At 41.6% G+C, this 12884-nt stretch carries 8 protein-coding genes; 1 reads left to right on the forward strand and 7 read right to left on the reverse strand.

All coding sequences use genetic code 11. The annotated features are described in order from the left end of the window. Positions 1-3 precede the first annotated feature (3 nt). The 6 genes from PQO03_RS12970 to PQO03_RS12995 all read right to left on the reverse strand — a co-directional run bounded on the left by PQO03_RS12970 (position 4) and on the right by PQO03_RS12995 (position 11504). Complete coding sequence (locus PQO03_RS12970) at positions 4-4659, reverse strand: efflux RND transporter permease subunit (protein WP_274153617.1); 4656 nt, start codon at positions 4657-4659, stop codon at positions 4-6. Then, positions 4660-5754: an efflux RND transporter periplasmic adaptor subunit gene (locus tag PQO03_RS12975; protein ID WP_274153618.1), complete on the reverse strand. Its 1095-nt coding sequence runs from the start codon at positions 5752-5754 to the stop codon at positions 4660-4662. A gap of 3 nt (positions 5755-5757) precedes the next feature. Further along, positions 5758-6480 (reverse strand): TetR/AcrR family transcriptional regulator, encoded by a 723-nt coding sequence (locus PQO03_RS12980; RefSeq protein WP_274153619.1) that lies wholly within the window; start codon positions 6478-6480, stop codon positions 5758-5760. Between the two features lie 290 nt (positions 6481-6770). Continuing rightward, positions 6771-7667, reverse strand: coding sequence for a TIM barrel protein (locus PQO03_RS12985; RefSeq protein WP_274153620.1), 897 nt, complete (start codon positions 7665-7667; stop codon positions 6771-6773). A 77-nt stretch (positions 7668-7744) separates the two neighbouring features. Beyond that, positions 7745-9289 (reverse strand): sulfatase family protein, encoded by a 1545-nt coding sequence (locus tag PQO03_RS12990; RefSeq protein ID WP_274153621.1) that lies wholly within the window; start codon positions 9287-9289, stop codon positions 7745-7747. 67 nt (positions 9290-9356) lie between these two features. After that, the gene (locus PQO03_RS12995) at positions 9357-11504 is read right to left on the reverse strand and encodes a serine/threonine-protein kinase (RefSeq protein WP_274153622.1); all 2148 of its coding nucleotides are present in this window, start codon (positions 11502-11504) and stop codon (positions 9357-9359) included. Between the two features lie 211 nt (positions 11505-11715). Here PQO03_RS12995 and PQO03_RS13000 point away from each other — a divergent pair, with 211 nt between their 5' ends. Further along, positions 11716-11967, forward strand: a complete 252-nt coding sequence (locus PQO03_RS13000; RefSeq protein ID WP_274153623.1) for a hypothetical protein — start codon at positions 11716-11718, stop codon at positions 11965-11967. A gap of 89 nt (positions 11968-12056) precedes the next feature. Here PQO03_RS13000 and PQO03_RS13005 read toward each other — a convergent pair whose 3' ends face one another. After that, positions 12057-12875 carry a DUF2797 domain-containing protein gene (locus PQO03_RS13005; RefSeq protein ID WP_274153624.1) on the reverse strand — a complete coding sequence of 273 codons (819 nt, stop codon included), beginning with the start codon at positions 12873-12875 and terminating at the stop codon, positions 12057-12059. Positions 12876-12884 lie beyond the last annotated feature (9 nt).

Consider the following 12884-nt stretch of genomic DNA (forward strand, 5'->3'; position numbering starts at 1 on the left):
ATTCTATTCATTTTCTTCCAGTGACTCGATATTTATACCCTGCCAGCCACCGCCGAGTGCTTGATACAGTTGTATCAGCGATTTGTTCGACTCTAAGCGACTCAAGGCCAACTGTTCTTCCGCCACCTGAGCATTGAGCAATGCTGAAATAACTGATTTGTAATCACGTAATCCTTTAAGGTACATGCCGCGTGCTAATTTAACTGAGCTCTCAGCATAGCGAACGGCAGCTTGGATTTCGCTTTGGCGCTCGAGTTCTTTGGTGAAGCCTAGTAAACTTGATTCTACTTCTTCCACACTCTGTAAAACCACTTTTTTATACTGCAAGACTTGTTCACGCAGAGTTGATTCTTGGATCTTGATTTCGTCTTTGATACGCATGGCATTGAGAATACGCCATTCAAAGTTGGGACCAAAACTCCAGTGCTTACTATCACTGCTGGAAACATTAGAAATATGTGAAGCATTGAGGCCAATACTTCCATTGAGATAAAACTTCGGATAGTATTCCGCCTTGGCAATTTTCAGTCGTGAAGCCTCGGCTTCCACTAAATACTCTTGTTTCTTGATATCGGGTCGACGGCGTAATAAATCTACGGGCACACCACGAGTCATCGATTTGTTTGGTGTTATTATTGTGATTTCACCTTCAAGTTCTTTATTGAGTGTACCTGGAAAGGCTCCAAGTAAAACACATATTTGATTAGCGAATTGCTGACGTTGTTTCTCGAGTTGGCGTAAATGAGCTTGACTACGGTGAATGAGTTCTAGGGCGTCATTCACATCGAGTTGTGTCGATGAACCTGCTTTGAAACGCGCTTTGATGAAGCGTAAGTTTTCTTGTTGCAAGTTGAGGTTTCGATGGCTGATTGATTCCAGTTTCTGCTGAATGCGGTAGGCAAAATAAAGCTGCGCTAATTCTGAACTCATGAGTACGTGTAAGTGATAAAGGTCCTCGCGACTCGCTTCATACTCACGTTCCGCCACACGAGTATTTTCGCGAACGCGTCCAAAGAAGTCCATCTCCCAACTCGCCTGTGCAAAGATATTATAATCAGTCTCTGCTTCGGAACCACGGAAACTATTCTTAAGATTTTCACTATATTGACTTCGATTAGCGCCCCCTCCAATATTAGTGGTGGGATACTTATTTCGACTCTCGCGACTTAAATTGGCTCGTGATCGTTGAAGGCGTTCAAGGCCCATTGCTAGGTCCAAGTTTTGCAAACGTGCGCGTTCAATCAATGAGACCAAGAGTGGATCTTCAAACTGAGTCCACCAAGTTTGTAAATCACCCTCAATAACATCGGTGGTATTTACCCACTGCTTAGGCGGAACAATTTCTTTAGACAATTTCACTGTTTCTTGGCTCTCACAGGAAACAATCAATAAGCTGAACAATACGAGACTTACGAGGGCTATTTTTTTTGCGTGAAATTTTTCCGAAAGACTTAAGGATAAAGAGAGTAGAACCGGAACCAAAAAGAGTGTGAATATCGTTGAACAAATCATTCCTCCGACCACGACAGCGCCAAGGCCACGGTACAGCTCAGAACCCGAACCGGGCATAAGCACAAGTGGTAACATACCACCAACGGAAGTCAGCATACTCATAAAGATGGGGCGTACTCGGCTCTGAACAGCAAGGGCAATAGCTTCACGTGCAGGCATTAATTTATGTTCAGGGTTTTCAATCCCCAAGCCATGCATCAAATGATCTGTTTGTGCAACAATCAGAATAGCGTTATTTACGACCACTCCCACCAAGATAACAAAACCTAAGAGTGTTAACATATCTAAGTTTTGAACGGGCATGTAGGGATCAGCCAGACTCACTTTGTGTAAAATTGCTAGTCCGACAAAGCCACCTAAAGTGGCTAATGGAACCGAGAAAAGGATAATAAAAGGCTTAATCCAACTCTGAAATAAAACACACATGAGTAGGTACACTGCCGCAATGGCTAAGAAAAAGGAACTTCCTAAAGTCCCCACAAAAGTCCCATCACCTAAGAGTGTCTCACGGATTTTTTTGAGTTTTCCTGCAGTGCCTTCGATCTCAATTTCAACCCCGGGAGCAATGGCGCCACCTTGTCGCAACTGTGCAATAATTTCTTCTGTTGAACTGATCGCAGTTTCGAGTGGGATTCCCTGAGGTGGCGTAAATTCTAGTGTAATGGCGCGACGACGTCCAACACGCTTGATTTGCTCAGGTGCTTCCATCCATCTAAACTCAGCTAGTTCACCCAAGTACGTTACTGATCCAGACGGTGTAACTACTGAGAAAGACTTAAGTTCGCTCAGGTAATTTTGATCAGCTGTACCCTGAGCCATCAATTTAAGATCGATCAAATCATTGCTCTTGTCATACTCGCCCAAAAATAATCCATCGCTCGCAGCTTGTACAGCTTGAGAGAGCTCCGCACTCGTCATGAGTAGTTCCGCAAGTTTAAGTTGATTCGGAATGATCTGCAGTTCTTTGGGATAAACATTAAAGTTGGCAGGGTCTGGTCGCAGTGCCCCGGGTCCATAAGTTTTCATCATAGTTCCAAATAGTGCACCCGTAGCACTAGAAATTTGCTCGAGATCATTTCCCGTTAAATTGATTTTGATCGCAGATCCAGTGGAGCCACCAATTCTAAATAAGGGGAACTGAAAGGCAAAGGCATAAGTCCCGGGTATAACATTCGGATTCGTCGCATGCTGAAAAAGAGCCACATTATCTACCGCACGAGTCGCGTCAGAACTAATTCCTCCGTGGAAAAGGACATCGCCCCTCGCAACTAAGAAATAACGTTTTAACGACGGAGGCTTCACCGTTTCTCCTGTTTGACTATAGGGGACGGGTACAGGTTCTCGATTGGGTGTATCTTCCCAATAAGGCTGAATTGTTTTTTCAACAGCTTTACCCATCTGTTCCAATTTATCCAAGTTGTAACCAGGAGGTGGAATCATGATACCAAAAGTAATATTGCGATTACCCTTCGGTAAATAATCGAGTGGTGGGGTCAAAACTTTGGTTCCCCATAAGGCAATGCTTACAAAGACAAGGACAATAATGATACGAACGCTGGTGCGTCCATTGATCCAATAAATAAATCGCTGCAGCTTGGCTTGCTTAGCATTGCCCTGTTTCTGTATACCATCTTTATGCAGTAAGAGTGCACCTGCCGAGGGAATCACTGTAATCGAAACCAAATAAGAAAAACTCACGGCGATAATAATTGATAAGCAAATATCTCTGAAGAGCTGCCCAACTTGATCTTCGATGAGTAAAATCGGAATGAAAACTGCCACGGTAGTAAGCGTGGAAGCCAACACCGCACCAGCCACTTCTCGTGTGCCTTCATATGCGGCACTTTTACGTCCTTTGCCCATTTCTAAATGTCGATAAATATTTTCAAGAACCACGATACAGTTATCTACCACCATGCCGACGGCAAAGGCCATGCCTGCTAAACTAACCACATTTATGGAGCGCCCCATCAAAACCATAATCACAACGGTTCCCACCATAGAAACGGGGATGGATAAAGCAATGATACCAACTGAACGAATCGAACGTAAGAAAATCAATAAAATGATAACGGCAAGCGCACCGCCCATGAAGATGTTGCTTTGGACGAGTTTAAGGGCTTGGTTGACATAGTTGGTGGATTGATAAGATACCAAAAGTTGTAGTGGTTTTTTTAAACCTAAACGTTTTGATTCAGCAGCGAGTACGCCACCTTCGCTATTGAGTTTATCGATGCGTTGCTGTAAGTCGTCCATTATATCAAGCACATTGCTTCCCAATTCACGTTGGAAATTTAAAGCGAGGGCACGGCGCCCATTGGAGCGTACAAAAGCAGTCGCTTCTTTATAAGTTTCTTCTACAGTAGCCACATCGGAAACGCGGATTACACCCGTCGCGTCATTGCGAATCACCACGGATTCAATATCTTGGGGTGAAGAAAAACGGCCCACGGTACGAATGCGGATATCGCTTTTACCTTGAATGAGTGAACCACCCGAGGTATTTTGATTATTGCTTTGTAAGGCCGCGACTAACTCGCTAATCGGCATTTTAAATTGCGCTAAACGCAAGGGATCAAAATGAATTTGAACTTCCTGTTCGGTTCCACCGAGGACATTGACTTCGGAAATTCCCGATACGCGTTCGAGTAAGGGCTTAACACGATCATCCGCAAAATCTTGTAAACGACGTACATCAAAATCATCGTCCTCGGTAGCTAAAACATACCAAGCGATATAATCCTTACTATCTGGGTCACTAGCTTCAATTACGGGTTCATCAACATTGCTAGGATAGGAAGGCACTTCTCTAAGTTTATCGCTCACTTCACGCAGAGCCACATCTTTATCGATGCCTTGATTAAATTCCAGACGTATCACTCCTTGCCCACGTGAGCTGACGCTACTGAGGCTGCGAAGGTTAGCTAAACCTTGGAGTTTTTCTTCTTGTGCATCCACAACTTCCGATTCGATTTCTTGTGGGGAAGCATTCTCCCAATGAGTCGTAACCGCAATTACTGTATCGTCGACCTCTGGTGTCATCTGCACTGGCACGATTTGAAAGGCGACGATTCCCGCTAAAAAACAGAAAAGTATGGCGACGGCAACACTGATGGGTTGCTTGGTCGATAGTTTAATAAGGTTCATTTAGGGCTCCTTAATCACCTGCACAGGTGTCATCGGAAAGAGTCGTTCATTGCCTTCGATAATAACGGAACTCCCCACGGCTAAATCTGGATTTGATATAGCACTTTCTTGACCCAAACGAAAGAGTAATTTTACGGGTATCGGTACGGCTAGGTGACCTTTTTTTCCGGGAGTGGCTAAATATATATAATAGCCGGCACCATTTCGCGAGATAGCATCGCTAGGCACCAATTTATGTTTGGCTTTACTCGTTTTGGGTAAGATAGCCTCGACTGACATGCCGTGAATTAGAGCCTCATCCTTCGCGATATTAATAATGACCTGGTAATTACGTGAACGCTGATCAACTTGAGGAATAAAGCGGAGTTTTTCAATTTTCAATTTTTTGCCACTCGCACTCAAATTTATATTATCTATTTTTAAATTCGTAAATGGCAGAGATTCTGGGACTGGCAACCAGGCTTCTAGTTGATCAGTACTACGTAGTTTCAATAAAGAGCTACCGACACCCAACCAACTGCCTTGCTCAACAAAACGTTCGACGATTACTCCTGTGAAAGGGGCTTTGATTTCCATGTCCCTCAAGGAGATTTGTAAAGTTTCTAAGCTCGCTGCTAGAGTCTTTGTACGTGCCTTTTCAACAGCTAGGTCACCTTCAGTAGTCACCACTAGAAGTCGTGCTTTACGTTTTTCCTGCTTGCTGACCGACCCAGCATAATCCACTTCTGCTTCGATCAATGAATCGTATTCTTCGCGTAAAATAAGGAGTTCGTTGCCATAGCGCTTGAGTATTGCGCTATTCTCGGCTAACTCAGCCTGTTTAGAAAGTATTGACTGGCGAATACGACGATCATCCAAGCGTGCCAAAAGTTGCCCTTTTTCCACTCGTTCACCTTCTCGTACCAAGAGTTCATCTAAACGTCCTTCTTCGAGTGAGGAAATATCTGAACTTAGTGCAGCTCGGAGAGAGCCCGTGACTCGTTGTTGCTCAAAAACTGATCTTTCTTGCACTGTGGCGACACGTACGGGTGAAGCTTGTTGAGCCGATAATGAACTCATACTCAAAATAGCGCCGATTATAAAATATTTTCTCATCTTCTAACCTTTAATTAAATCTTGTGTTTTATCTTTTAAGATATTGCTTACGTCCTTTAGTTCGCCGGGAAAAAAGTCGCGGCGACAGCCAAATCCTTTGAGTAAGGCACTCAGGCATTGTAGGTAAATTTCTTCCTCGTTAATATCTTGATAAATTGTTTTGTTTTTCATACAAAAACTATTGAAGACTTGATGCAGTCCTATGCAAACGCCCCACAAGCTGAGGTTCAATGTTTGAGTAAGGGCCTCTTCTTCTACCACTTCATCAAAAAGCTCGCGATTTTTTAAAGTCGCCATGATAAAGCCATGCACTAACTCGCCGATGCCTTCGCAAAGTAGGTTTTGTTGCATGGTACGCAATTGTGATGCTCTCTTCCATACCGAGGGAAACAAAGTCAATGATTCCACTTCCGCCAATTCACCATGCGCACGATTCATCAGGTAATCACCCATGATCAAGCCAATAATGCGATGTACCGGATCCTCGAATATCTCTCCTGCACGACGAAAAATTTGTTCGCGCTTTTTTAATAAACAGACGGCAACGCCGACCATGAGGTCTTCCTTACTCACAAAATGTGTGTAAAGTGTCCCTACGGAGATATTGGCTTCTTTGGCAACATCGGACATGCGTAGATTAAAAAATCCTTCACTCGATATTTTTTGCTTAGCGACTTCGAGGATGAGTTCTTCTCTTGCGAGTATTTTTTCTTGTTTATTGTACATGAAATAACCAATTGAATCTTTTTCGAATAATATTCATTTTTCGAGAACGTAGTCCATTTAGCTATCCATACAAACTTTTTATGGAGATAAAATCATTCGTAAAACTAAAGTTGCTTGTAGTGCGGTCATGATAAATTCACAATGTGAATCGTGGAAAAGGACTGATGAATGTTTTAAATATGGAAGAGAGCATATTTTATTCATTCAACATTTCTAAACAAATCCTACGGCTAGATATACAGGTTTAAATCGCCTTAAAGAAATTTATACAGTAGGCTTATAAGTCGAAATCAAACTTCGATAGAGCAGGTTTCAAAGGCTTCTGAAAGACCTAGTTCGGCATTTTTAGTAGGGAGAAACTCATGTGTGAGGTAGCCTTTGTAGGCATTGTTATTCAAGGCTTGGATGACGGCGGGATAATTTATTTCTTGACTATTATCGAGTTCGTTTCTTCCTGGGCAACCAGCAGTATGAACATGGCCAATAATATCCATATTGTCATTGATTCTAGTAATGAGATCACCTTGCATGACCTGTACATGATAGATGTCGAATAAAAGTTTGAAATGATCGGAGTTGAAATGTCGAATGATTTCGCCACAGTATTCTACGGTATCACCTGCAAAGCCAGGATGACCTTTCATACTGGTAGAAACCCGAGAATTAAGTATTTCCATTTGTAAGGTGATACCCTGTTTCTCGGCATAGGGGAGCACTTGCTCGTAGGCTTGGATACAGTTTTTGATGCCTTCTGAAGCCGAGATTTTAGCTCCCCCTTGGTCAGTGTTATCTGAGAAGCCAACAAATGTAATGACGGAAGGGAAATTATATTGCTTACATAAGTCAATACGTTCTTTTATTTTAGAGATGTTCGCGAGGTGAAAAGTTGGGTCGTTCATCCCCGTGGTAAAACTGTGAGAGGTACTTAGAGAACATTCTAGTCCAGCATCTTTGAGTTTCCCCCAATACTTTGGCGGTACGAGTTCAATACCATCGCAATCCATTTTTTTAGCGATGCTAATCATTTGATCAATGGACCACATATCCTTGTATGGCCAATAGCAGAATGATTTCTTGAAAGGGAATTGTTTCTTTGACTTAGTTTGAGGTTTTGATGTGCTCGTACAAGAGTTTGCTGCTAGAGCTAAGCCCAAGCCACTTGCTTTTAATAAATTTCTTCTATGCATGCTTAGCCTCAGTTTAGAGATTGGATTAATGCATTAGTATACACAAGTACCGTGGTATGTGTAATCAAAGAGATGAATTATTTCTTTTTCACGCCCCATTTGAGGTAGGAGTTTTCTTTTTCTAAATGTTTGAAGCGTGAGATAACTTCTTTGTCATCGGGGACTTCGAGTTCAACTTGTTGTTGCTTGAGTTTCTTTTTCATGTTATCTAAAATACTTTTGAATTCGGGATCTTTGGCGCGATTAAGGTTCTCCCCTGGATCTTTCTCCATATCGTAAAGTTCCCATTCGTCCGTGGTGTAGAAATGAATGAGTTTATAACGTCCATCAGTGACGCCACAATGCTTTTGAACTAAATGCCAATCAGGGTAGCCATAGTAATGGTAGTAAAATGATTCTCGCCATTGATCTACTTTTAAGCCTTTCATGAAGGGGAGGAGACTGGCTCCTTGCATTTCTTTAGGTGAAGGGGTTCCTGCGATTTCTAAAAATGTTTGAGCGAAGTCTAAGTTAGAAACGATTTCTGTATTTACAGAACCGCCTTTAATAGTTTTAGGCCAGCGCATAAGCAATGGCGTGCGTAAGGCTTCTTCGTACATAAAGCGTTTATCAAACCAACCATGTTCACCAAGGAAAAATCCTTGATCGGATGAATAGATAACTAAGGTATTCTCTGCCAAGCCTTGATCATCTAAGTATTGGAGGACTTCGCCTATAGAGTCATCAATGGATTGAACACAACGAACATAATCACGTATATAACGCTGGTAGTTCCAAGAGCGTAATTCTTTTCCCTGGAGATTCGCCTTTGCGAAGTCCGCATTTTCTTGATCATAGGCTTTGTGCCAATTAGCGAGATCTTCACCATCAAGGTATTTAGGTGGAGTAAGTTTGAGATCCCCTGGGTTCATTGAGCCTTTGATCATCATGTCCTGTTTTTTGATATGAGAGGTTTTGCCTGCATAATCGGTATGAAGATTTTCGGGTTCGGGGAATTTTTTATCTTTAAAAGCATCCATGTATTTAGGAGAAGGCAACCAAGCGCGATGAGGAGCTTTGTGTTGCATCATCAGTATAAAAGGTTTTGATTTATCGCGTTGATTTTTTAACCAATCCATATTTAACTGAGTGATGATCTCGGTGGTGTAGCCGCGATAATTTGTGGTTTCACCATTGCGGTTCATTTGAGGATGATAATACTTGCCTTGCCCACCGTAACCAGTAATGACTTCAAAGTGATCAAAGCCAGTAGGGAGTGACGCCAAATGCCATTTGCCTATGACGGCAGTTTGATAGCCTGCTTTTTGTAAAAGCTTAGGGAATGTGAGCTGCGCACCATCAAAATACATGTCATTTTTGTAGAAGCCGTTAAGATGAGAATATTTTCCTGTGAGAATTGCGGCTCGACTAGGACCACAGATAGCATTAGTGACTAAGCAGCGATCGAAGCGAATGCCTTCTTTGGCAATGCGATCAATATTCGGTGTTGAGTTCAGAATTGAGCCATAACAACTTATGGATTGAGTGGCGTGATCATCTGAAAAGATGAAGAGGATATTGGGTTTACTGGCGGAGAAAATAGAGATGCTACAAGTAAAGAGCAGAGTTATAATGTACTTCATGGTTTTCCTTAGCTTATTAATGTATGGTCGATTGATAACAGCAACACGGATTAAATTGACAGCAAGTCTAATCCACGAACGATACTTTGATGTGTTTTGGGAGCTGGTTTAGTTTACTTTCACTGAAGGTGAAACGTGAGATGTAGATATTTCGCAGTGTTGGAATATTCTGGATGAACGTTAAATCGGACCATTTATTATTTAAATAAATGGTCTCTAAAGGAGCGTTCGAGAGGTAGCGAATATTACGGACATTAGTTTTCCAGATATTGATATGCTTAATTTTTTTGTCTTCAAGGGGTAGAAGTGAATAGACGTGAGTTCTACTAATGTTTAAATGTGTGAGGGGCATAGTTGCCATCGCTTGGATGGAGTCAATATCGGTATTGGAAGCATCGAGTTCAGAAATGGGTAGGTTGTTTAATGCAATGAGATCGTGAACACCTTTGCTACCTGCGATGGAAAGAGAATAAGTAAGATCTTTTTTCTGCTTTAATTTAAAAGTAAAATCAGTAACACACATGGCTTTAAGGTGTTTTTCAGCGAATTCCCAGCGTTTATGGAGGGGGTATTTGTAGGTGGCAACAGAAAGAAAATGATGATAGGTTTTTTGATTTTTTTTCAATTGATGAAGTTTATGTAATATTTTAGGGAAGGTATCAGAAGTGATAAAATCCTCATGATCATACTCTAAACTCATTTTGCAAAGTTCTTTGAGCCAATCCGTGGCTAGCTTTCCTTGATATTTATCGATTTCTTCTATTGCTTTAGGAAAATTGTGGAAGCCAAATTGGTAGAGTGCGTGATAATAGCGAGATTCCATGTTCTTAGGGTCGGAGACGAGAGATTCTTGTACCAGTTTTAAGGCGTGTTGATAACTTGTTTTTTGGTATTCGTTACGAGCAAAATCGAGCAGGAGTACCGCCGTTTGTTTACGGATTTGCATACTGCGTGCATCAGCTTTCTCGGCTTTGATTTTGGCGCTTTCGGCATTTTCCCGAGCTTCTTTTTCGATTTTTTGTGATTGTCGGGCTTGGGCTTCTGCCGCTAAGGCCGCTTCACGTTCATTTTGCAGGCTATCCATAAAGGTGGCGGTGATCAGAATAATGATCAGAAAGGAAGCTGAAATGAGTAAGCAGGCTTCTTTATGACGTTTAAATAGTAAGTTTAATAGGGTTAGAAATCCCGCATGTTCAGCTTCAGTGGCAAAGCCCTCGATAAAGGCTTTAACTTCATCGGCTAGGTCATCTACATTTAAATAGCGATCTTTTACTTTAGTTGCCATCGCTTTGACCACTACGGCGTTGAGGCTATTACTAATTGTGAAATCAGGTTTGCGTTGGTTGGGAGGGATGATTTCTCCACTGAGTGTTTGTTGAACAATACTTTTCAAATTTCCACTGAAAGGACGTTCTAAGGTGAGGATTGAGTAGAGGATTGCACCGAGACAATAAATATCCGTTGCGTATGAGCGTGAGCCACAAGAAGAGGTGATTTGTTCGGGGGCCATGTAACCTGGACTTCCTTTGAGAACGCCATCTTGAGTTAATTCTATGGAGTCACTTTGCAGGGATTGTATTTCGATGTCTTCGGCAATTTCATCGTCTTTGTCTCTTAATTGGCGAGCGAGCCCCCAGTCACAAAGTAACACTTCACCGAATTCATTAACCTGAATATTAGCGGGTTTAAGGTCGAGGTGTAAGACGAATTTGGAATGCGCAAAGGCAACAGCATTACAAACTTTTAGAAAGATCCCTAGCAACTCATTTTTTGGGTAGCGCTTTTGATATTCGGGGTTTTCTGCTTTGAGCTGGTCGAGGATATCTTGTAAGTTTTCACCATGCAATAATTTCATGGTGAAGAAAGGTTCGGCCTCATTTTCGATACCTATGTCATGGACCGGTACTATATTAGGATGTTCAAGAGAAGCAGTAATGCGAGCTTCGCGAATAAAGTTTTTTACGGTCTCTTGATCATCCGCATTTTTCATGACGGCTTTAGCGATACTTCTTTTGGTGAGTTCATCATAAGTTTCTACGATGTATTTCATCCCACCTTCGTTAACAGTACTCTTTACATCATAGCGCTCATCACCGATTTCTAATTCTTCGAGCAGGCGGAGGTAATCTTGTTCAGGTTCATCGAAAGCTGCATCAAAATGATTAAGCAAATGAGGGATGACTTCAGATTGAGTTCCGCGATCATTTGAGTTCATGAAGAGTCCTATCTTAGTGGGTTTTTTAATCAAGCTAATATAAGTCGTCTAAATATTTTGAAGCTAAAAAACGAAGATTTTTTAGCGAATCGGCTGAAAAAATAAAGCCTTAGCCCTTTTTATGATTTTAGCTGTCAATTTATTTTTGAGTAAAGCTATTTAGAATTATGGAACTCAAAAAAGAGTTGGAAACAGATAACAAGGATGATAGATGAAAAAATTAATCGTATGTTTAATGAGCTTATGTTATGTAAGTTTTGCTGCTAATGAAGTGAATAAAGTTGAAGCAGAAAAATTAATCGTGAGTGGGACTTTTAAACAGACCTCATATGGTACTCTCTTTACCAATGAAAAAGGCGAGGAGTTTATGGTACTCAAAAATTCACATGAGAAAATCAAAGCTTTGCTCGATAAAGAAGTCGAGATGACTGTGAAGGTTAAGCAAGGTAAGCATCGTAAATAAATAGTTTACATCACAAAAATAGACCCGTTAGATTAAGTCTAGGGACAAATTTTTTGTGTATAGCTCGAGTCAAAGACTCGAGCTTTTTTTTAGTCTTCCCAAGAAAATGAAATGTTGTAGCCTGAGTGAGCACGAACATTAAATACTTCATTAGTATCAAAAATGAGGTATTGCCCTTTGATAGCCATGAGTGTGGCGGTATAAATTGGCACTTTATCTAACTTTAAAGATTTGACTTTCTTTGGCCATTCGATGTGAGGGTATTCGAGTTTGATTGTCTTTGGCTCATCGAGTAAATATTGTTGCTGCTCTTTACTGAGAATTTCTTTTACTTGTTCCATAATCGGTTCAAATGCGGTGTCAGTAAGATCATGCTTAAGCATTTTCTGCCAGCTAGTACGATCTGAAATGCCACTTGAGCTAATGGCTTTTTCGGCTAAACCAACATCGAGGCGATTTGGAAAGAGTCCAATGACTAAAGCTTCTGAGGCGCCTTGGTCAGCCCAGCGTGTAAGGTGGTTTCCGCCGCGAGTGATACCAATTTTAACTCCAGATGAACGTGCTAGGTAGAGTGCTTGATCAGTCATGCAATGGGTGTCGGCCCATTTGGGTTGACGGCAAGTGCCTTTAGCGTAATGACAAGTTTCTGGTTTCATGATACAGAGGTCATTGCAGGCTAAGTTATTGAAACAAGGCCAGCATGAGCCTTGACCCACGGCTTTCTTTATACTTGCGCCGCAATGGATGCAGTTAATTTGACCTTGGTAGGACCAGGAAACTTTTTTTCCAATAAGGGCATTTAAAGGTAAAACACCCTTGCCATTCATGCTTAAGGAGTATTCCACTAAGCCACCATTTGTGGGGCATAGAGTATTCATTTTATCGAGATTGCCAGTGAGTTGATTCATATTCCCTTG

It is taken from the genome of Lentisphaera profundi (assembly GCF_028728065.1).
Taxonomy (GTDB): Bacteria; Verrucomicrobiota; Lentisphaeria; order Lentisphaerales; family Lentisphaeraceae; genus Lentisphaera; species Lentisphaera profundi.